Here is a 22,344-nt window from a genome sequence, read left to right as displayed (position 1 = left end):
TACCATCCCGTACATATGAAAAAAGTAGTTTACTCCATCCTCCTCGCAGCCCTGCTCGCGCAGGCCGGATGGGCTCAGGATAACCGGACGCAGCAGACGCGCATCGCCGACCTGCTGATGAAAGCTCCCGCCAGCAACAGCGTCCAGCTCACCAGCCTCATGGCCGAAGTTGCCACCCTTGGCGAAGCCGGCCTGACCGAGCTGGCGTCGATGATGACGCCCCAGGGAAAAGGCGATAACACCCAGATCCAATACGCCCTCAGCGGGTTTTCATACTACGCGGCACAGGGAAACCGGGAGTCTGACCGGCTCCTGGCGTCCAAAGCCTATCAAAAAGCGCTGACCAAAATCAGCGACCCCGACGCAAAGGCATTCCTCATCGCACAGTTGCAGATGGTGGGTAAAAATGAAGCAGTGGCAACGCTGGCGAAGTTCCTTACCGACGATCGCCTCGCTGATCCCGCCGCCCGTGCACTCGTCAAAATCAATACACCGGCTGCGCAGCAGGCACTGTTGTCGGCGTTGAAAGGCGCTACCGGCAACCGTCAGCTTTCCCTCATCGAGGCCCTGGGTGATACCCGTGCGGCTTCGGCGGTGGCGGCGATCACGCCTTTTGCTTCAAACAGCGATGTGAAAGTGCGGAAGGTAGCCCTGTATGCCCTGGCGCATATCGGTAACGCGGCGTCGGGCCCGGTAATTCAGGCGCAGGCAGCCAAAGCCGGCTATACGTTCGACGAAGCCAACGCGTCGTCGTCCTACCTCTACTGGATCAAGCGTGCCGCTGAAAACGGACAGGCCGCTGTTGCTTCCAAGGCAGCCAAGGCCCTTCTCGCAGCGGCAACCAAGCCGACCCAGCTGCATACCCGTAGTGGCGCACTCAGCCTGATCGCTTCGATTGAAGGAGACAAGAGCCTGCCGCTGCTCGTCGCCGCTGCCGGCGACGCCAACGGGCAATACCGCGGTGCAGCCCTCAAAAACGCTCAGTCTTTCAAAGGCAAGGGAGCAACATGGGTTGCGGCCCTTAAAACTGCAGCTCCGGCGGCGCAGGCGGATATCATCCGGATGCTGGGTAACCAGCGGGACGCGTCGGTACTTTCCGCGCTGACTTCGGAGGTGAAGAACAGCAATGCCGGTGTTCGCCTTGCCGCTATCGAAGCGCTCGGCAAAATCGGCCAGGGATCGTCCTTGACCCCGCTGCTGTCATCCCTGACGTCGGGTGATGCAGAGACGATCGCCGCTGCCAAAACCGCGCTGCTGTCTCTCAAAGGTACTGACGTATCCGCTCCGGTAGCTTCTGCTCTGAGCGGGGCCTCGTCCGGTGCACAGGTTGCGCTCCTGGATATTCTCGGCGCGCGCAAGGCATCTGCCCACGCGACGAATGTCCTCGCGCTGACGGGCAGCAGCGATGCTGCGGTGAAGTCGGCCGCCATCCGTAACCTTTCGGGTGTAGCTACCGCTGCTCAGTTACCGGCGCTGTTTTCGCTCCTGAAGTCGGTTTCCGGTCAGGAAGACATCAAGGCGGTACAGTCGGCGATTGTACAGGCTTCTGCCGAAAATCCGTCGCAACGTATTTCCCTGATCCTGGGTCAGTTGTCTTCGGCACCTGCGGAGAAGAAGCCTCTGTTTTACGGTATCCTTGCACAAATCGGCGGCAAGGAAGCCCTGAAGACCGTTGTCGGTGAATTCCAGAACAACAAAGCAGCGGTTATCGAAGCGCTGAGCCAGTGGAGCGACGCATCAGCGGCTCCCGAACTCTTCCGCATCGGCCAGTCGGTTGCAGGTACGGAATTGCTCGATCCGGCGCTGAAAGGCTTCGTACGCCTCGTCGCCAAATCGAACTATCCGGACGCCCAGAAGCTTGTCCTCCTGAAAAATGGCATGGAACTGGCCGCGACTACCGAGCAGAAGCGACTGATTCTGAACGAAGTATCGCGTACCCGTACGCTTCCTTCCCTGATGTTTGCCGGGAAATTCCTGGACGACGCGGCTGTTGCTCCTTATGCAGCCAACGCCGTCACCAGCATTGCGATGTCGAACAAGGAATGGAACGGTGAAGAAGTAAAAGCCCTTCTGACCAAGAGCCTCGGCAGCATCAGCGGTACGGACAGCGAATACCTGAAAACTGCGGTGCGCAAGCATATTGCCGAACTGCCGCAGGGCGCCGGATACGTGTCTTTGTTTAACGGAAAAGACCTGACCGGCTGGAAAGGCCTCGTCGCCAACCCGATCAAACGGGCGCAGATGGATGCTACCACACTGGCGGCGGAGCAGAAGAAAGCGGACGATATCATGCGTACCGGCTGGAAAGTGGAAAACGGAGTTCTCCTCTTCACGGCACACGGTGACAATATCTGTACCGAGAAGAAGTACGGCGATTTTGAAATGTACGTCGACTGGAAAATCTTCAACGACGGCAAGAAAAACGGCGACGCCGGTATCTACCTCCGCGGGACTCCCCAGGTTCAGATGTGGGACACGTCCCGCCGCGACGTAGGCGCGCAGGTTGGCTCCGGTGGGCTGTACAACAACCAGAAGAACGAAAGCAAGCCCTCTAAAGTAGCAGATAACCCGCTCGGCGAATGGAACAACTTCCGGATCGTGATGCGCGGGGACCGGGTAACGGTATACCTCAACGGCGAGCTGGTTGTCAACAACGTACCGCTCGAAAACTACTGGGACCGGAAGCTACCGCTCTTCACCGAAGAACAAATTGAGCTTCAGGCACACGGATCGCCGGTAGCATACCGCGATATCTTTATCAAGGAACTGCCGAAGCCGAAGGCGTTTGAACTTTCTGCTGACGAAAAGAAGGAAGGTTTTGAGGTACTTTTCGATGGAACCAACCTCGACAAATGGACCGGTAACCTGAAGGATTATGTGGTGGAAGACGGTAACCTCGTCATTTACCCGACCGACCACGGTCACGGTAACCTCTACACGAAGGAGGAATTCCCGGATTTCCACTACCGGTTTGAGTTCCAGCTGACGCCCGGCGCCAACAACGGCCTTGGTATCCGCACCCCGCTCGAAGGTGACGCCGCTTATGTAGGAATGGAGCTCCAGATCCTGGACAACGACGCGGAGATTTACAAAAACCTCCAGCCGTACCAGTACCACGGTTCCGTTTACGGGATTATTCCGGCGAAACGCGGGTACCTGAAGCCTCTGGGCGAATGGAACTACGAAGAAGTAATCGTCAAAGGCTCGAAAGTAAAAGTCATTCTGAACGGTACCACCATTGTGGATGGCGACCTCGAGGAAGCGACCAAAAACGGCCCGGCCGATCACAAAAGCCACCCCGGCGTGAAAAACAAAACGGGTCACCTGGCCTTCCTCGGCCACGGCTCGGTGGTAAAATTCCGGAACATCCGGGTGAAGCGGTTGTAAGAAGCAGGTAGTAAAAGAAAAGGGGTCGCTCCATAACGGAGCGACCCCTTTTGCATTTCATGCCGACCTACTGCTGTATTTCGGTGGCAACAAGGTAACTACCCGTTTTCAGGGTATAGTTGTTGACATTGTTGGTCGTCTGCCGGCCGGTTTGGATCATGAGGGTACCTGCGGATGTTGTTACGACAAGCATTTCAACGTCATAGCGCGGAGAAATGGAAGTTGTATTGCTGATCCCGAAGCCTGCCGATTCCGTATCGTGCGTTCCGGTACTGTTGAAGGCACTTCCCGGGATGTAGCTGCCGTTGACGATAATACCTCCGACCGGCGTAGTTGCCGCACCCGAATAGGTGAGCCGATAGGTCGCTCCGGTAGAGCCCGATGCTGTTCCGATTTTGGTAGTCAGTATTTTACCACGAATAAGATACCTCTTGTTTGCCTCGAGCGAAACACCGAGGGCGTCGACATAGGTCGGCGCCTGAATGGTAACGTCTGTGTCTGTTGTCCGGGTGACGTACTTCGTCGTTCCGGAGCTGGCCGTAACTGCCGACCAGGTACCGTCTCCCCGCAGAAAGTTCGAAGCGCCCGGCGTACCTGTTGCGTTGATTTTTCCGAGTAATACGGCGTTGTTGGCGATCTTCCCGCTGGTAATCGCGTTGCTGCCAACAGTGACGACGCCTGCACTTGTAATGGAAATATCACCCGAGACCGACTGCGGAGCCTGCGGAGCAAAAGGAGAAGTCGAAGATGTAAGGTAAACCTGCCCGCCTGCCGTACCATTGGCAAAGCCCGGACCTGCCGGACCTGTTGCACCGGCTGGCCCGGTTTGTCCCTGCGGGCCGGTGGCTCCGGTGACGCCGGTTATCCCCTGAATACCCTGAATCCCTTGCGGGCCCTGGGCGCCCAGCTGAATCCAGCTGGGAGAGGCCGGTGTGCCTGCGTTGTAGTAAAACCCTGAGGTTCCGTCTGTTTGCCAGATCAGCAGGCCGGTTGCAGGATTGGAGATACCGGCCCGTTGCGACTGATTCATGCGCGGAACCAGTACCCCCTTGTTGGTACTGGTTACATCGAGCGCGGCCGAGGCGTCCGGGGTAGTGGTATTGATGCCAACGTTTTGTTGGGCAAAGGCAGTAGTGGCACCCAACAGGGCAGCCAGCAGGTAGGGTAAACGCTTCTTCATACGATGTTATTGATGTGAGTTAAGCTGTTGGTTGGCGAAATTATAATTTATCTAATAAATTATTGTAAAATGATAAAATTTATTATGTTTTATAAAACACGTTACTAACCATTTGGCGCAACCGCGCAAAACAAAAAGCCTCTTCAGGCATGCGCTTGAAGAGGCTTTGAAGGATAGTCACGATCGACCGGCTACTGAATCGGGCTTGCGACGAGATAACTTCCTGATTTGATAGAAAAGTCGTTAGTGGTATTGGTCGTTGCACGTGCCGTCTGGACCGTCAGGGTTCCGGCAGAAGTAGTGGATATGACCGCTTCAATTTCATACTTCGGCCCGGGTGTCAGCGTAGCCGTCAGTCCGAAACCGGCAGTTTCCGTGTCAAACGAGGAACTGCTGAACGCCGAGCCCGGAAGGAGGCTGCTTGAATAGAAAACCCCGCCCGTTAGCGATGTCGCGCTGCCGGTGTAGGTCAGCCGGAAGGTGACGTTGGCATTGGTCGCACCGGTTTTGGCGGCAATCGTCTTTCCGCGGATCAGGTATTTCTTATTGGCTTCGAGCGAAATACTGACAACATCCACATAGGTGGGTGAGGAAACGGAGACGGTCGCGTCCGACGTCCGGTTCGCAAAAAGGGATGATCCGCCGCCCGCTGAAGCCCAGACACCGTCACCGCGGAGAAAAGAGGAGCCGTCGGCTGTTCCGGTCGCCGAGATTTTTCCAACCGTCACCGCATTATTGGCGATTTTACCGGTGGTGACTGCATTGGTGGCGATGGTCGTCACGGCTGAACTGGTGAGCGTTACGTCGCCCGTGACCGTCTGAGGGACTTGCGGCGCATAGGGAGCAACGGAGCCCGTCAGGTACACCTGCCCGCCGGTCGTACCATTGGCGAAGCCGGCGCCTGCTGGTCCGGTGGCGCCTTGCGGACCTGTTGCGCCGGTCGGCCCGGTAGCCCCCTGTGGTCCGGTAGCGCCCGTCGGACCTACGGGTCCGACCGGTCCGACCGGCCCCGCAGGCCCGACGGGTCCCGTTGCGCCCAATTGAATCCAGCTTGGCGAAGCCGGCGTTCCGGCATTATAATAAAAGCCGGACGTTCCATCTGTCTGCCAGATCAGCAGGCCCGTGGCCGGGTTGGAAATTCCGGTTCGTTGCGACTGATTCATCCGGGGAACGAGTACTCCTTTGTTGGTGCTGGTGACGTCGAGCGCGGCGGATGCATCGGGAGTAGTGGTGTTTATACCAACATTTTGTTGGGCAAAAGCCGTTGTGGTGCCCAGTAGCGACACCATAAGGTAAGTAAGGCGGTATTTCATAGTAAACTTTTGATGTGAGGTAATATCATTGAAAGCTTAAATGTATTGATTTACAGTAAATTCCCTGATAAGTGATAAAATAAATATGTTTTTGCGTCGTTTCACGGATCTCGTTTGTTTTCTAACGATCTGTATATACGTGGCCATCTTTCGGCTCACCGGTATTTTCTTCTGCGGAATCAACCAAAGAACGGGTATGATCCTGCCTTTCTCCGATTCTGAAGAAAAAGAAACGGCATGAATCGACGCTTCCTGACCGGAGCCCTTCTCTGTGCAAGTGGTCTGCTTCCCATAGCAGCGCAACACCATTTTGTCTCGCTGCTGCCCAACGACCCCGACCTGATCCGCAAAGCAGCGACGGTTACCCCGACTCCCCGGCAGTTCCGCTGGCAGCAGCTCGAACTGACGGCATTCTTTCACTTCGGCGTCAATACCTTCACCGATCGGGAGTGGGGCGACGGTACAGAAAGTCCGTCCATTTTCAACCCGACTGCACTCGACGCCCGCCAATGGGTGCGCACCTGCAAGGAGGCAGGTATCCGCCAGGTCATCCTCACGGCGAAGCACCACGACGGCTTTTGCCTCTGGCCAACGGCCACGACCGGTCACTCGGTCAAAAACAGTCCCTGGAAAGCCGGAAAGGGAGATGTGGTGAAAGAGGTCGCTGACGCCTGCCGCGAATACGGCATCGGCTTCGGCGTATACCTTTCTCCGTGGGACCGCAATGCACCGGTTTATGGTACCGATGCGTATAACGATCTCTTCGTCAATCAGTTAACCGAATTATTGACGCATTACGGCAAAGTAGATGAAGTCTGGTTTGACGGAGCCAACGGCGAAGGTCCCAACGGAAAAAAACAGGTATATGATTTTCCCCGCTGGTATAAACTCATCCGGAAACTCCAGCCGGAAGCGGTGATCGCCATCATGGGTCCCGATGTACGCTGGGTGGGTACGGAAACAGGGTATGGCCGGGAAACGGAATGGAGTGTTGTTCCGGCCAATAATCTCGATCAGGATGCCGTCGCCGCCAATTCCCAGAAAGACCTGCTCGTCAAACCTGCCGGGTATGTCAACAAGGGCGACCTCGGCGGCCGGGCAGCTATCGCGAAAGCCAGAGGCCTGGCCTGGTATCCCGCCGAAACGGACGTTTCCATCCGTCCCGGGTGGTTTTACCACGCAACGGAAGACGACAAAGTCAAAACGCCTGAAAAACTGACGGATATCTACTTTCACTCCGTCGGTAAAAACGGCGTGCTGTTGCTGAATATCCCGCCGGATCGCCGGGGCCTGCTGGCCGACGCAGACGTCCGCAGTTTGCAGGGGTGGAAAACCATGCGCGACGGTATTTTCAAGGACAATATCCTGAAAAAAGCATCCGCCTACCCCAGACTCACGGACGGTAAATACGATACCTACTGGATGGGCAGTGATACTACTGCAACCCTGGAATTTGACCTGAAATCCCCGCAAACGTTTGATGTACTGTCGCTTCAGGAGAATATCCGGGTCGGTCAGCGCATAGAGGAGTTTGTCCTGGAAGTTCAGGAAGGGACGGAGTGGAAAGAAGTAACGAAAGGCACAACAGTAGGGTACAAGCGCCTGCTCCGTTTCCCGGCCGTTACGGCGCGCAAAATCCGGCTTCGGATTCTTTCATCCCGCCTCCAGCCGACGCTGGCGGGGGTAGGGGTGTTCGGGCAGGGGAAATAGGGCATGGGGCAGAGGGCATGGGGCGGCGCTTTCGCCACCCGTACTCTCTGCGAGGTTACTGCCTATGTGGCTGATACATATGCGGAATAGACAGAGGGCACAGTAGGACGCTTCCGCCACCCCATGCCCTCTGCCCCATGCCCCCTGCTACTTCACCCGACCGGTTGCCCGGTCCAGTTCGTAGGTTGCGTTCAGAAAATCATGCACAGCCTGGAGGTAGTTGGCCCGGGCCTGTGTCAGGGAAAGTTCAGCGTCGGTGACGTCCAGCCGGGAGGCAATACCCTGCCGGAACCGGTCCCGTGTGATGCGGTAGCCCAGCTCTGCCACCGATACGGTCTGCGCCTGAGTCCGGATGCGGAGGCGTGCTTCTTCGGCTTTCGACCGGGCAATCTTCACTTCCGCCCGGACAATTTCCTTCAGGTTGGCGAGTTGGGTAGCGGTCTGCTGACGGGTAATTTCCGCTTGTGATATCCGCGCCAACTGTTGGAATCCAGAGAAAATAGGCACATTCAGTTGCAGTCCGACGAAGGAACTCACCGGCCAGCTATTCCACTGAAACCGGTTGGTTTGTGCCTGTGACTGCACCAGTCCGACGGCAGAGAGCTTGGGCCGCCGGTCGGCCTCCCGGATACTTACCTGCGCCTGATTGAGCTTTTCGGTTAGTTCCAGCCTGTGAATTTCCGGTCGGGACTGGATAGCCTGGCTGTAAAAATCGGCTTCCTCGATCGGATTTTCCTCATAACGCAGGGAGTCGGTCAGATCGAGTACATCGCTGTCGTCCAGACCGATTACGCGCTTCAGAACCGTTCCGGCGATATCCACCTCATTGGTCAGCCGGATGACCGCCGGCCGGAGATTTTCAATCGTCACATACGCCCGCAGGGTATCCACGCGGGAGGCGCGGCCCTGCGCCAGAAGCGCGCGGGCGTCTTTCAGCGCCTGTTCGTTCCGCTGGATACTCTGCTGTTGCAGGCGAAGCTGTTCCTGCGTGATCAATACAAGCAGGTAGGCTTTGCGCACGTCGGTTACGACCCGGGCGCGGGTTTCGGAAATGGCCTGATCGCTGATATCCCGCGCCAGACCGGCCGCACGTATCCCTGCTTTGATACCGGGCTGGAGCAGCGGCTGGCTGATGGTGACACCGCCCAGAAAGGCGCTGGAACCGCCCACGCGGAACGTTGCCAGCTGATCATCGCCAAGTCCTACAAAACTTCCGGGAAGAAAAGACACCTGTCGTAACGGATAATACTGATACTGTGCCGATCCGGCGATGAGCGGGAGCGCATAGCCTTTGGCTTCCCGAACCTGCTGATCGGTTTTGGCTGCTTCCAGGCGGGCAACCTGCAGATCCCGGTTTTTGTCTATCGCCAGGGATTCCGCGTCGCTCAGCGCGAGGCGGCGCTGGGCGCCAGCCTCGGAAAAAGCCACGAAAAGGATTAAAAGGGAAAGGATGGTTTTCATACAGTTGCAAGTTCTGGCTCCGGCTTTTTCTTATGGGAAGAAGTGCGGGAGAAATACGAGTAGATCGCCGGGATGACGTACAGGGTAAGCAAGCCGGCGAACGTCAGACCGCCTACGATGACCGTACCGAGGGAGCTCCGGCTGTTGACCGTCAGGGCGATAGGTATCGCGCCGAAGATCATCGCAAGACTCGTCATGAGAATGGGGCGGAACCGGGAGGCCGCCGCGACGCGCGCTGCTTCCAGCGGTTTCAGGCCTTCTTCCTTGCTCTGGTTGGCAAATTCGACGATCAGAATCCCGTTTTTGGTGATAAGCCCGATCAGGGTGATGATCCCGATCTGACTGAAGATATTAAGTGTCTGGCCGAACAACCAGAGGCTGAGCAACGCCCCCGTCATGGCCATCGGAACCGTCAGGAGGATGATGAGTGGATCGATGAGGCTCTCAAACTGCGCCGCCAGAACCAGGTAGATCAATACCAGGGCGAAAACAAACGCGAAGAGGAGGCTCGAAGAACTTTCAGCAAAATCCCGGGACTCGCCCGCCAGTGATGTTTTGATGGCCGGAGGAAGGACCTTCGCCGCTATCCGCTGCATCTCTGCGATGCCGTCGCCAATGGTTTTACCGGGCGCAAGACCACCGGATACGGTTGCCGAAATCGCCTGATCATACCGGTAAATCGCCGCCGGACTGATGCTTTCCCGGAACGAAACCAGGTTATCAATCGATACCATCTCGCCCGTCCGGGTACGGACAAACATGGACTTGAGGTCATACGGGGTACTGCGGTCGTCCCGCTGCAACTGTCCGATGACTTCATACTGCCGGTCGTTGTAAATGAAATACCCGTACCGCTGCCCACTGAGGGCGAGTTGCAGGCTTCGCGCGATTTCCGCGGTGGAAATACCCAATTCCGCCGCCTTATCCCGGTTGATCTGAAGTACCAGCTCGGGCTTGTTGACTTTCAGGTCAGAGTCCACGAAACGGAGTACCTCGCTTTTCCGGGCTTCTTCGATGAATTTCGGGAGAACCTTCGTCAGTTCCGCCAATTGTGTAGCCTGGAGGACGAACTGAACCGGCTGCGCCTGCCCGAACCGGCTACCGATCGTCGGCGGCTGAACCGGAAATGCCAGCACACCCCGGAATTGCTGGGTATTGCGGGAATAGATATTGAAGACATCTGCCTGGGTGGTTTTCCGCTCACCGGGTTTGGTCAGAAAGACGTTCTGAATAGCCAGGTTGACAGGGGCCGGCGGGCCGAATGTCAGCGCCAGGATGGAATACGACTGGAAGAGACCCGGCGTCGAATCGACGGTAAACTTCGCGATCTCGTTCATGTACTTTTCGGTGTACTCGTACGAAGAACCTTCCGGCGCGAGTACCGCCAGAGAAATCTGGGAGCGGTCTTCCAGCGGCGCGAGTTCCGAGGGTAACTGTTTGCCAATCACGTAGATCAGTCCGATGTTGACCGCCAGTGCCGGAAACGCCAGCCACCGGTAGCGCAGGAACCACGCCAGGGACCGCTCATATCCCTTGTTCAGGCGAACGAAGAAAGGCTCCGTTTTCCGGTACAGCCAGTTTGGCTGATCCTGGTGTTTGAGGAGATAGGCGCTCATCATCGGCGACAGCGTGAGGGCCACAAAAGCAGAGACGAGTACCGATCCGGCGACGACCACCGCGAATTCCTGGAACAGTTTCCCTGTAATACCCGGCAGAAACAGAATCGGGAGGAATACAGCCGCCAGGGTAATCGTCGTCGAGATAACCGCGAAATAAATTTCAGAAGAACCTTTGAAGGCGGCTTCGAGCGGGCTCATTCCTTCTTCTACTTTGGCGTAGATGTTTTCGAGGACGACGATGGCGTCGTCAACGACCAGCCCGATCGCCAGTACCAACGCCAGCAGGGTGAGGATGTTGATCGAGTACCCCGCGAAATACATGATGAAAAACGCCGAGATAATCGAAACGGGGATAGCGACGACGGGGATAATGGTGGACCGCCAGTCCCGCAAAAAGATAAACAGGATCAGGATCACGAGGCCAAACGCGATGAACAGCGTTTCTTCCACTTCTGAAATAGATGCCCGGATTGGTTCTGTAAAGTCTTTTCCAATAGTCAGTTCATATTCTTTCGGTATTTCCTTCCGGAGTTCCTGCAGGCGTTTGTAGAATTCATCGGCTATGGCCACGGCATTCGCGCCGCGTTGTGGCTCCACAAAGACACCGATGGTAGCAGAGTTTCCTTTCAAACTATTGAGGATTGCAGTACGCTCGTTTTCAGCGCCAAGTTCGGCATAGCCCAGGTCACGGAACCGGATGATGCTTTCTCCTTCCTGCTTGATAATCATGTTATTGAAGTCGTCCTCCTTCGTCAGGCGCCCCAGGGTACGAACGGTCAGCTCGTTCCGGTCGCCTTCGACGCGCCCGGAGGGCAGATCGACGTTTTCCCGGCGCAATGCCTGCTCGATATCGGCAGGCGTGAGTTGGTAGGCGGCCAGCTTCGCGGGGTCGATCCGCAGGCGCATGGCGTATTTCTTTTCGCCGGCGATACCCACGCGCTTCACGCCGGGAATGGTCTGCATGCGCTCCTTGATGACGGTCGACGCCAGGTTACTGACTTCCAGAATCGAGCGGGTTTTGCTTTCTACTGCCATGAAAATGACAATGTCACCGCTATTGGCTTTTTCGACGATAGGCGGGTCGACGTCGGCGGGAAGCAACCGCCGGGCCTTCGTGACCTTGTCGCGTACGTCATTGGCGGCGGCTTCCAGGTCGGCGTCGAGGTTGAACTCAACGGTAATCACGCTGGCGGCCTCCCGGGATACTGACGAAATCGTCCGGATACCATTCGCTTCGCCGATGGCTTCTTCCAGCGGCTTGGTAATCTGATAGGCGATGACGTCGGGGCTTGCGCCGGGGTAGGAGGTGGTAACGGTGACGATAGGCGAATCGGTAACCGGGTATTCCCGGATCCCGAGGTACGTCAGTCCGACCATCCCGAAAAGTACAATCAATACAGAGAGTACACCGGCCAGAACAGGCCGCTGGATACTCAGACCAGATAAACTCATGTGGATATACGTCTGTTATTCGATGGTGGCGGCTTTAACAGGCACGCCGGGAGCAATCCGGAGGAGATTGGTAGTGACGACGGTATCGCCGATGGACAAACCGTCGAGAATTTGCACCAGACGCTTGGTCCGGTTTCCGGTTTTGACGTCCCGTTGTGCCGCGAGGCCTTGTTTGAGAACGATCACCGCATAGCCCTGAGGCGTCGGAACGAGGGCCTGGGTCGGGATCAGAATGCCGTCGCCGGTGCGGTGAACGGGTACTTCGATTTTAGCGGAGGTACCGGCAACGAGTTTACCGGATACGCCCGATGTCATGGCTTTGACGAGAAGACTGCGGGTATGAAGATCGGTTTTGGGCTCAACGGCCGTGACGCGGGCTTCAAAAGGCAGGTTACTGGTTTCGGTCTGGAACCGGATTGGCTGGCCGACCTGTACGATCGACGCATACCGCTCGGGTACGGTGAATCGGATTTCGAGGCGACTGACGTCGTGAAGCGTGGTCAGAACCGTACTGGGCGTCACATAGGCGCCGATGTCCACCTTCTTCAACCCTACTTTGCCGGAAAACGGCGCGCGGATTTCGGTCTTCGCGAGGTCTACGTTTACGGCTTCGATTTCAGCCTGAAGTACCTGTAAATGAGTCAGTACCTGGTCGTATTCCTGCTGGTTGACCGACTCGGTGGCGAGCAGTTCCCGGAAGCGCTTTTCATCCAGCACCGCCAGTTTTTCCTGAAGCTGGAGTTTTTTCTTGCGGGCGAGCAGATCGGCGTCGTCAAGTTTGAAAAGCAGCGCTCCCTGGCGGACGGTACTGCCTTCGCGGACGAGAATACCGGTCAGTTTGCGGGGTACTTCGCTGACCAGGTCGACTTCCTGGCTGGCGTTAAGCGTACCGGTGGTTTGCAGGGCGTCGTCGATGATGGTCGCCCGGATCACATACAGATCGGAGGCAACGCGGTTATCGGCGGCACCCGGTGCGGCGGCACGCGGTGCGCCGGCACCCGGTGCGTCTCCCGGAGTTTTCTTTTCCGGCCCTGAGGAGAACAATTTGGGAGCGAACAAGAGGCTCCCGGCCAGTAAAATACCGGTCCCGGCCAAAACCGTTCGTGCGGAAAAAGAATTCATAGTATTATTGTTTTAGAAAAATAGAACGTTGAGGAAATGACAATATTCGAATGTTCTATGACTATCGAACTATATCGATTTGCAAATGGTTTCTCCTGTGATGAATTTTTTTTGAAGGGCCGGACGTTATTCTTCGTCAGTCCGATTGTATACAGAAGGTAAGCGCTTGAAAATGAGCGTGAGTAGCGTATGAAACAGTATCCGCATCCGACAGCGGATCAGATTAACCTGACGTGCGTCCTGCATGCGTTGAGTGATCCGGTCCGTCTGAATTTTGTCCGTTGTCTGGCCGAACAGTTGTGTGAGCAGCGTTGCGGCGCGATTCCGACGCCCGTCGCCAAGTCGACCATGTCTCACCACATCCGTGTTTTGCGGGAGTCGGGATTGATCCGCGTGCGTACAGAAGGCACGCAGAGCCTGACCTCGCTCCGCAAGGATGAAATCGAGGCGAAGTTTCCGGGTCTGCTCGCAGCGGTACTCGAAGCGGCGAAGGAAGACGAGGCGATTATTGCCCTTTCAGAGAAGTAAAAACAGGCGTATCGCCCGCGTAGAGTGCCACATTCCGGATGGCGCCGGTTCCCTGAAACTGGTAGACCATCCCGACGATCCGCGCCGGGTCTTTCGCCGCGGGCCGGCGCAGGGCCTCACGCCCGTTGACCAGGATGCGCAGCTGCCCGTTTTTGCCCTCCAATACCAGCCGCGTCCATCCGGCTGAATCAATTCCGAACGCAGACAGGTCCGTATCTCTTCCCGATACCAATTCGTTCCGGAGCATCACCGACAAATCGGCGATGCAGCCCGGCGCTGACAGCGGCACAAGGTAAACGCCGTCGGTCGTCAGCAACAGCACCTGCATCTTCCGGCAGGCAGCCGAACCTTCCCCGAACTCGTGCCGCAGTTCGGTCTCAAACCGGAACGCATCCGATTTAACTCCCTGAAAATCTTTCACATAATAGTAGCTCGTCCACGGTGTCTGCGGCTGAAGAGGAATTCCCTTTTTCTCAATAAGTGAAGCGGGCAGCCGCATGACTGAATCGCTGACGGCCTCCTCCGACCGGAAATACACCGGTACAGGTTCCTGTATGACGAGTGGCAGCCAGCCGTCTGTCGGAACGAGAAGATCATGCTCTTTCACGACGCGGTTTCCGACGATGAGCTTCGCCCGGAAATACCCCGGCGAATAGTAGATGGAAGTATGTTCGTGCTGGTTTTTGGAGACGCGGGCGCGCCGGCGGTCGTCCCACGACTGCTGAATAAAGACCGAATCGGCGTCGGATTTCGAAGCATCATACCGGAAGATGACGGAATTGGGTATGCCTTTGACAACGGGCCGGCTGTCAAACGAAAACTGATCCGGATCGGGTGCTTCTGCCGGGCGGACAAAATAGAAAACACCCAGCAGCAAGCCTGCCAGTCCGAGGCCATAGAAAGGAAAACGGGCGGAACGTACCGCCGGTTTCGGTTCTTCCGGCGAAGGTGAAACAACTCCCGCCGCCGCCTGCCGGTAGGCTCGCCAGCTGTCGTAGGAAAGAAAACCGGCAAGGGCATTCAGCGTGGCGGTATTGGGTTCGCTGGTATAGCTGGCGCGGCCCCAGATACGTTTGAGCGTGCTGACGCTGATCCGGATGCGGGTATCGGTTAAAATACGTTCGCTGAGCAGTTCAAAGTCCTGACTTGTCCAGGCCTGCGGATCACCCCAGCCAAGTTTCGCCTCGATTTCGAGCCGGCATTTTTGCAGCAGATCTTTGTCGGTTGGAGGCGTAGACATGATTGATAGTCAGGTAAATAGATTTATGAACGAACTTGAACAGCCTTGTATGCACGGTATGCGGAATAGTCGGCGATATTCGTCCCACGTAAAAGTAAAACAAAGAAACTACCATGCGAAACCTGCTGTTCCTGCTTCTGTTTTCGACACCCGTACTTGCTCAGCAATCGTATTCCCTGGCCGATCTTCAACGAAAAGGAGCGACCCAGGCGTATAACCGCACGGCCGCCGTATTCACCGAAAACGACCGGACGGGTCTTCAACTCAACGAACAACCCAACGCCGGAGCGATCTGGCTATCCGGCGAAACCTTTGGCGAAGGTACGATCGAGCTGGATATTCAGGGAAACGACCGTCTGCAACGGAGCTTCGTCGGTGTGGCATTTCATGTACAGGATTCGACACATTACGAAGCGATCTATTTCCGGCCGTTTAATTTCCGGGCGACCGACCCTGTCCGGAAAATCCATGCGGTACAATACATTGCCCTGCCACAGTATGATTGGGATGTGCTGCGGACGAATCGTCCCGGAGAATTTGAAAAAGCAGCGAATCCCGCGCCTGACCCGAACGCCTGGTTTCATGCCCGGATCGAAGTAGGGGAGAAGGAGGTACGTGTTTTTGTCGACCGTGCAACGAGTCCGAGCCTGACTGTTCCGCGGTTATTGCACGAAAAATCGGGAGGTATCGGCCTCTGGGTCGGAAATCAATCGGGTGGGAAATTCGCGAATCTGACGATCGAGCGGAAAAAATAGACTTCATAAAAGAAACGTCCCCGGAACATACATTCCGGGGACGTTTTGCTTCCGGCACAGACCGTATCAGTGGGTGACGAAGACTTTTTCAGAGCGGCTGCCGCCGGTGACTTCCCGCACCGTGAGCAGGTACAGACCAACCGGTACCCGTTCGATCCGGTAGGTACCTTCCGCAGCCTGCTCGCCTGAATGGAATTCCCGGCCGTTGACGTCGGTCACGGTTACCCGCGCACCCGCCGATACACGATGCAGCACAATCACGCGGGATGCCGGGTTGGGATACACCTGCCACGCCAGACTGCTGAAGGCAACGCTTCTCGCTGCAGAAAATTCCGTCTTCCCGTCCAGGTCAATTTGCTTGAGCCGGTAGTACTGGGTTGGTGCGACTACCTGCGCGTCGCGGTAGGTGTACTTAAGGGGCCGGTTGGTACTCCCGCCGGTAGCCTGACTGGCAACGAAGCCGAGCCGCTCCCAGATCTTTCCATCGATACTCCGCTGAATATCAAAGCCGAGGTTTTTGGTTTCGGAGGATGTACTCCAGTCGAGCCGGGCCTGATTTCCGTCGTTTACCGCCGTGAAACCGATCAGAACGACGGGCGTCGGGGTACAATTGATCGTCAGGCGGGAGGTATTGCTGAGCAGAACACAGCTGCCGAAGGTAATCGTCACCTGGTAGCTGCCGGTGTCCGCAGGATACTGAACTGCCGGCAGTGAAAGCTGATTCGCATTCTGGCCGGCGAGTACTGTACCGTTTTTCGTCCACTGATAAGTAGCGCCGGGGATGGCATCTACGGAAAGCGTAACGTTTTCCCCCGGGCATACCTGACTGGACGAGGCAAATACCGGAATACCGGCTTCGGCGGTTGACGTCGTCAGGCGCGTTGCCGATCCGCATTCATCCGTTACTTCCACCACATATACTGTATTGGCATTCAGGTTGTTGAAGATGGAGGAAGCCTGCGGTCCGGCGACGAGATTACCCGCCGCGACGCTGCCCTGGTAGAGCGAGTAGGTATAGGCACCGGAACCGCCCTGAGCCGGGGCCGTCAGCGTGGCAGACTGCGCAGAACCGGCACATCCGGCGAGGAAGCGGGCGCCGTTGAGCGTCAGGGGAGACACGCCAAGGGTAACGACTTTTTCCGTCGCCGAGCATCCCGGCTGGAGGGTATCCGACTCGGGCAGTTGCAGGCGTATGGTATAGGTTTGTGCTGTGAGTCCTGAAAACTCGTAAGTCGTCTGTCCAGTCGGAAAATTGTAACTCATACCGGTCCGCATGGGCGTCAATACCGTACCGGAAGGCGTCACGAATGAGATCGTCGGATAACCCTGAAAAGGTTGTACATACCGCTGACCGAACTCGGAGAGGTACTGGTAACCGGAAGCCGTCGTAACCCGGGCCTTGCCGTCACAGGTATAGGTAACCGAAAAATCAGTGTTCAGCATCAGATCCGGAGGAATGGTGATAGAAGCCGAAGTAGTGCGGGGGCAGGCGCCGGTTGTATCCAGAAATTCAAAGGCATAATCGCCGGGAATGATATTCTGAAGCTGCCCGGGGAAATAGACGCCTTCATGCCAGTCGGTAACGGTAAACGTTGCCGGAATGCCTGCGCCTGCCGGTTGCTGCAGTACTTTGACGATCATCGGCCGGTCGTCCGAAATCGTATTACCGCCGTTTCCGGTAGGATAAAAGCCGATGCGGGCGCGGTCCTTGCAGGCCAGCACGTTTTCTGCCCGGAGCTTGATTCCGAGGGGAACCTGCTGCAGGGTTGCGCTGACTTCTTCGCTGCGGAAACAATTGGCGCTGCTGTCGGTAATCCGGAAAGTATAGGTGCCAAACGGCAGGTTTTTGAAGACGTAGGTACTGCTGCCGGGCGTTGTCGGCGTACCGGTCGGGAACGGGCTGACCCCGGCAGGCGCCTGGATCATCTCGACTTTCAGGGTTCCTGTCGGATTGGCCGCTCCGGCATAAATGTCTGCTTCACAGCCTGTTCCGCGGAGTTGAGCCGCTGAGACGAGGAACGGCGGTGCGTCGGGAACGGTGAGCGTCTGCGACAGGGTATCGCCGCAGAAAGCAAAAAGGACGTTGTATGTCTGTCCGCGCTGTACCGTAAAGCGATTGGTGCCGGCGGCGTTTTCAAGCGGAGCCCAGGTGGCGCCTCCGTCAACGGAATAGGTAACGTTTTTGCCGGTATAGGCCCAGGACGTAAACTGCCCCCACGGGCCGTTTGACAGGTAAACCATGTACGTGACGCTGTCGCAGCGGGTTCCGTCGTACTGTTCGATACGTGCCTGAAGAACACCGGGTTCAGCGATCTGGCGGTCGTATCGGGTAACAGTACCGCAATCGTCCCGGAAGCCGATTTTGACCGAAACGGGCCAGGCCGGTACTGACGACGGAAACGGAAGCGCCGGATTGTATGCCGTACTCAGTTTGCTGAGGTGGGCGCTGACCTGCCCGTATTGCGTGCTGTTGTAGATGGCCCGGGAGGTATCGGCGGTACCGTCGGGCCACTCGATCCAGGTGGTTCCGGGGAAAGCAGTATTGCTGATCTGGTAATCAAACTGCAGCGTATCGCAGGAAATACGTCGCCGGGAAATATCGGAGGCCGTATACGTCCGGGTCTCCAGGCCGATATCAACAGATCGGGTGATGTAGTTGTCGCAGGCATCGTAAATCCGCACATAGTACGTTCCGGCGCAGAGATTGAGGAACTGCGGATCATTCGTTTGCTTCGGCCGGACATAGTTGGCCGGAATATCCGGCGCATTCAGGCTGTTGACCAGGGAAATGGCCGACAGTTCGAACGCGTCGACGTAAATGTTCCCGTTGCAGCAATTGATCGCGTTGCTGGGATAGACGCCATACAACTGGACCGGCCGGTACAGGGATACCAGGGAAGCATAGAGCCGAAGCGTATCGCTGACTCCCGAGGCGCATACCCGACGGACATACACATAATAGGAGCCCGGATCCAGGTTACGCAGGGTGCTATCGCTTTGCCAGGATTTAACTTCCTGGCCATCGGCTGTAAACAGGGCAAATTGGTAGACGTCCGGCGCGGTTACAGCCGGGCTGACGAGGCTCACCTCAATCTTGCCGTTCCCCGGGCAGGTGACCTGTGTAACGGTAACGTTACCGGCGTACTGCGGAGCAGGGCATTGCGCATGACTCTGAAACACAGGAAACAGAGAAGCGAAGAAAAAGAGCAGGCAGAGTTTTTGTCGAAAGGTACACGGGTTGTTCATGCATAGTGCTATTAAAATGGATACAGTTGAAAAGGCGGAAAAGCATATAAGACCGGTCCGGACAATGTCCGGATCAGCATGTTCCTGGCGGAAGGGCGGTGATAAATCAGGCGGGAAACGTACCGGAGGCGAACCGGTGAAAAGCGATACAGACAGGCGGAAAGAGTCAAAAACACTCCTTCATAAAGAGTATTGCAAATGTAGTATTTTTATGACTTTGTAAAATAAAGACAGGAGATAAAATAGATAAAAAATCTAATACTGTTATTTGATAATAATACAGAAGAAAGGAGTATCAACCAGGTGAATTGATCGGATTTATGTATTGAAATAACCAAATACATTCGGAGTTATTACGATAATCTATTTAATTATTTCAGAAAAACCCGAATAAGTATATTCTGTATTTTACTTAACATGGATGGCATCAGTTGTTGCCTGAATGAGTAGTATTACGTTTGTCCGGGCGATTCAAAACGAAGAATAGAACGATAATTTTTCAGCCGGAAAGAGGTAGAAAAGTAAGGCTGATTTTCTGAAAATCAGTCGGTTTTCGGTTGGAAGAAGACGGATTAACGTATAGCTTTGACGTTCACCTCAGTCAACAAAATAACCCGCCATGCGTCTCAAACCCGCCACCTTTTTCCTGCTGTTGCTGGCTGCTCCGGCCTTTTCACAGACGGCCGACGAGATTCTCGACAAGCATATCGCTGCCCTCGGCGGCGCCGGAAAACTGGCTGCTGTTAAAACCGTTTATTTCGAACGGACAGCGAAAGTCAAACTGCTGAAAATTCCTGCTTCGGTAACCGTCCGGGTAGGAAAAGCTTCTTTTACCGAATTCAGTCTTTTGGGTATAAAGACAACCATTACCGTAACCCCCGAAGAATCCTGGGAGGTAATCGGTTCCAATCCGCCGAAGAAAGTAAAGGAAAAAGAACACAAGCAGTTGGTGGCTGGTCTGAATCCGTTCGGGCCGTTATACGGCGCCCGTTTGCAGGGAGAAAAAGTGGAGTTAATCGGGAAAGAAACGCTGGATAAAACCGACGTATTTCACCTGAAAGTAACAGACAAGGATAACGAAGCGACCGACGTATTTGTCGACGCCGGCACCTATCTCATCAAAGCCATCAAAAACGATTACATCGAATCCGAACTCTCGGATTACCGCCAGATAGAAGGTATTCCTTTTGCCTTCGAAACGGAAAATGAAAAACCGAAAGGAAAGGCAACGGTACACGTTGTCAAACTAAATCCGGACGTACAGGATACATTGTTTATGCGGCCGTAAGCAATGAGGAACCAGACAGCCGGCGCGGGGAGACCTGCGCCGACTGTTTTATACCTGCCGGGTAACATACCGGCATACGTGTCACAATTTTCGGGGAAAATACCCCTTCCCGGAAGAAACGCCGGAATCCCGGAATCCTTCCCCGTTGAGGGAAACGCCGCCAACCTCCCGTCTTATCGCAAAAGCATAGCCCGGCAAGCCGGCGAAGGAGACAACCGAGTATCTATCCCTCTTTCGCCGATTATGACAGGAGAAACCCGTTTGATGCGACGATGAAGGAAGGCAACGAACCCGACGGAATCCAGGCCGGAGATCAGGCGCTGCTGCTGCGGCTGGCGGCCGGCCATGAGCCCGCCTTCCGGCAGGTATATGACCGGTACTGGAAGATGGTTTACCGGACTGCGGAACGATTTCTGGCGTCGGATATACTGGCCCAGGACGTCGTGCAGGAGGTTTTTTCGACGATCTGGGTACACCGGACCGAAGCGGCGGCCATAGGCAATCTCGAAGCCTACCTCAAAACCGTCGCCAAAAACAAAATCTACTCCGAGCTGAGAAAGTGGTCTCGCGAGCGGAAAAACCAGGAAGCCTATCTGGGCGGCAGCGAAGTGTCTGTCGCCAACGGTGACTTTGCCCTGCTTGAAGACGAAAACGAGCAGCGCCTCGCCGAGGTACTGGAATTGCTGCCGCCAAGACAGCGGGAGGTTTTTCTGCTCGCCCGGCAGGAGGGTCTCTCGCACGAAAAAATAGCCGAGCGGCTCAATGTTTCAGCAGGTACCGTCAAAAACCACATGGTGCGTGCTCTTCAGTCGATCCGCCAGCAAATGGCGCCGCACCTGCATACATTGCTGGGCGTTTTCCTGCCTTAGTTTTCCCCCGAAAAAAAATTTCATTTTCCACTGTCCCTCCCCTGAGGTTTTGGCGTCTAGACAATAAGGACCTGAAAAAGTTCAATTTTTTCCTGAAACAGGTCTGTTTTTCGCCGATATGGAAGATCGCCTCCGCTACCTGCTTCCCCGACACCTTCGCGGTGAACTGACGCAGGCCGAAACCGACGAATTTCTCCGCCTGGCCGGCCGGGAGGAGAATCGCGCCTGGATCCGGGCGGAAATTACCCGCGAGCTGAACCGGTCGTCGGCAGAAGAAGCGGACGACGAACTCGGCCAAACCCTGTACGCCGGCCTGCTGGCGCAGCATGGTATCCGAAAGGAGACAACCGTCCGCCGGCTGCTGCGTATCAGCAGCCGGGCAGCAGCGGTGCTGGTGATCATCGGGTTGATCTGGATCTTTTTTCCGAAACAGCAGGCGGGCCGGGCGCCGTACCGCCCGGAAACGCAGCTGACATACCGGAATAAAAACCTGATCCGCCTGCCGGACGGCAGTACGGTACTGCTCCGGAATAACAGCGCGCTGACCGTCATTAGCCGGAACGGGCAGTTTACCCGGGAAGTTATGCTGAAAGGCGAGGCCTTTTTCGACATTGCGCACCGTGCCGGGCGGCGGTTTGTCGTGCATACAGGTACTGTCCGGACAGAGGTACTGGGTACGGCCTTCCAGATACGGACGGTGGACGGCAAAGTCGACGTGGCCGTCACCCGCGGCCTGGTTGAAGTCCGCGACGACGGCAAAGTACTCGGCCGCCTGCATCCGAAAGAGCAAATCCGGGTGGTATCTGCCAGGGAATTCAACATATCGGTATCGCCGGAACTGTCCGGCCGCGCAATGGAGCCCGATCCGCTGGTATTTGAAGAGGAAACACTCGCCGAGGCGTTCAACCGGATCGGGAAGAAATTTAACCGCGAGATTTTCCTTGAAAATCCCCAGATGGGCCGCTGCCGCATCTCGGCGCGCTTTGACCACGACGAATCGCTTGATGATATTCTGAGTACCCTTTGCGAAATGCGGCAGTCGACGTATACCACCGAACGGGACAATGTCCTGATCCGTGGCGGTATTTCCTGCCGGTAACAACCTGATACATATGCTACCTGCTTCATTCCGGATCATTCCGGACACACCATCTCTCACTCGCTAACTTATCCG

Annotated in this window: 14 protein-coding genes; 7 read left to right on the top strand and 7 right to left on the bottom strand. The window is 55.9% G+C overall.

Going from position 1 to position 22,344, the window contains the following annotated elements; genetic code table 11:
• Nucleotides 1-15: 15 nt before the first annotated feature.
• Nucleotides 16-3,387 carry a DUF1080 domain-containing protein gene (locus BLR09_RS03245; RefSeq protein ID WP_093197614.1) on the top strand — a complete coding sequence of 1,124 codons (3,372 nt, stop codon included), beginning with the start codon at nucleotides 16-18 and terminating at the stop codon, nucleotides 3,385-3,387.
• A 67-nt stretch (nucleotides 3,388-3,454) separates the two neighbouring features.
• Here the strand turns inward: BLR09_RS03245 and BLR09_RS25840 are convergent, their stop codons facing one another.
• Both BLR09_RS25840 and BLR09_RS03235 read right to left on the bottom strand, forming a co-directional pair.
• On the bottom strand, nucleotides 3,455-4,567 hold the full coding sequence (locus BLR09_RS25840) for a collagen-like protein (protein ID WP_093197611.1): 1,113 nt from the start codon (nucleotides 4,565-4,567) through the stop codon (nucleotides 3,455-3,457).
• A gap of 191 nt (nucleotides 4,568-4,758) precedes the next feature.
• Nucleotides 4,759-5,880, bottom strand: a complete 1,122-nt coding sequence (locus BLR09_RS03235; RefSeq protein ID WP_093197609.1) for a collagen-like protein — start codon at nucleotides 5,878-5,880, stop codon at nucleotides 4,759-4,761.
• Nucleotides 5,881-6,117: 237 nt separating this feature from the next.
• Between BLR09_RS03235 and BLR09_RS03230 the strand changes: the two genes are divergently transcribed.
• Complete coding sequence (locus BLR09_RS03230; RefSeq protein WP_093197606.1) at nucleotides 6,118-7,590, top strand: alpha-L-fucosidase; 1,473 nt, start codon at nucleotides 6,118-6,120, stop codon at nucleotides 7,588-7,590.
• A gap of 147 nt (nucleotides 7,591-7,737) precedes the next feature.
• Here BLR09_RS03230 and BLR09_RS03225 read toward each other — a convergent pair whose 3' ends face one another.
• Genes BLR09_RS03225 through BLR09_RS03215 form a run of 3 tightly spaced genes read right to left on the bottom strand, consistent with a single transcriptional unit; the run spans nucleotide 7,738 to nucleotide 13,244 of the window.
• Nucleotides 7,738-9,051, bottom strand: a complete 1,314-nt coding sequence (locus BLR09_RS03225) for a TolC family protein (RefSeq protein ID WP_093197604.1) — start codon at nucleotides 9,049-9,051, stop codon at nucleotides 7,738-7,740.
• On the bottom strand, nucleotides 9,048-12,122 hold the full coding sequence (locus BLR09_RS03220; protein WP_093197601.1) for an efflux RND transporter permease subunit: 3,075 nt from the start codon (nucleotides 12,120-12,122) through the stop codon (nucleotides 9,048-9,050). Before BLR09_RS03220 ends, BLR09_RS03225 begins: the two co-directional genes overlap by 4 nt.
• A gap of 15 nt (nucleotides 12,123-12,137) precedes the next feature.
• On the bottom strand, nucleotides 12,138-13,244 hold the full coding sequence (locus BLR09_RS03215) for an efflux RND transporter periplasmic adaptor subunit (protein WP_093197599.1): 1,107 nt from the start codon (nucleotides 13,242-13,244) through the stop codon (nucleotides 12,138-12,140).
• A gap of 189 nt (nucleotides 13,245-13,433) precedes the next feature.
• Between BLR09_RS03215 and BLR09_RS03210 the strand changes: the two genes are divergently transcribed.
• Nucleotides 13,434-13,772 carry an ArsR/SmtB family transcription factor gene (locus BLR09_RS03210; protein WP_093197596.1) on the top strand — a complete coding sequence of 113 codons (339 nt, stop codon included), beginning with the start codon at nucleotides 13,434-13,436 and terminating at the stop codon, nucleotides 13,770-13,772.
• Here BLR09_RS03210 and BLR09_RS03205 read toward each other — a convergent pair.
• Nucleotides 13,750-15,012 carry a hypothetical protein gene (locus BLR09_RS03205; RefSeq protein ID WP_093197594.1) on the bottom strand — a complete coding sequence of 421 codons (1,263 nt, stop codon included), beginning with the start codon at nucleotides 15,010-15,012 and terminating at the stop codon, nucleotides 13,750-13,752. The two genes, BLR09_RS03210 and BLR09_RS03205, sit on opposite strands and share 23 nt — an antisense overlap.
• A 113-nt stretch (nucleotides 15,013-15,125) precedes the next feature.
• Here BLR09_RS03205 and BLR09_RS03200 point away from each other — a divergent pair, with 113 nt between their 5' ends.
• Nucleotides 15,126-15,767, top strand: a complete 642-nt coding sequence (locus BLR09_RS03200) for a hypothetical protein (RefSeq protein ID WP_093197591.1) — start codon at nucleotides 15,126-15,128, stop codon at nucleotides 15,765-15,767.
• A gap of 66 nt (nucleotides 15,768-15,833) precedes the next feature.
• Here the strand turns inward: BLR09_RS03200 and BLR09_RS03195 are convergent, their stop codons facing one another.
• Nucleotides 15,834-18,947 carry a T9SS type A sorting domain-containing protein gene (locus BLR09_RS03195; RefSeq protein ID WP_218126587.1) on the bottom strand — a complete coding sequence of 1,038 codons (3,114 nt, stop codon included), beginning with the start codon at nucleotides 18,945-18,947 and terminating at the stop codon, nucleotides 15,834-15,836.
• 685 nt (nucleotides 18,948-19,632) lie between these two features.
• Here BLR09_RS03195 and BLR09_RS03190 point away from each other — a divergent pair.
• The 3 genes from BLR09_RS03190 to BLR09_RS03180 all read left to right on the top strand — a co-directional run bounded on the left by BLR09_RS03190 (nucleotide 19,633) and on the right by BLR09_RS03180 (nucleotide 22,269).
• Nucleotides 19,633-20,301, top strand: coding sequence for a hypothetical protein (locus BLR09_RS03190; protein WP_093197586.1), 669 nt, complete (start codon nucleotides 19,633-19,635; stop codon nucleotides 20,299-20,301).
• A 272-nt stretch (nucleotides 20,302-20,573) separates the two neighbouring features.
• Complete coding sequence (locus BLR09_RS03185) at nucleotides 20,574-21,170, top strand: RNA polymerase sigma factor (RefSeq protein ID WP_093197583.1); 597 nt, start codon at nucleotides 20,574-20,576, stop codon at nucleotides 21,168-21,170.
• 118 nt (nucleotides 21,171-21,288) lie between these two features.
• Nucleotides 21,289-22,269, top strand: a complete 981-nt coding sequence (locus tag BLR09_RS03180; RefSeq protein ID WP_093197581.1) for a FecR family protein — start codon at nucleotides 21,289-21,291, stop codon at nucleotides 22,267-22,269.
• Nucleotides 22,270-22,344 lie beyond the last annotated feature (75 nt).

The sequence above is a fragment of the Siphonobacter aquaeclarae genome, from assembly GCF_900103285.1.
Classification (GTDB): domain Bacteria; phylum Bacteroidota; class Bacteroidia; order Cytophagales; family Spirosomataceae; genus Siphonobacter; species Siphonobacter aquaeclarae.
This window is presented reverse-complemented; position numbering and strand designations above follow the sequence as displayed.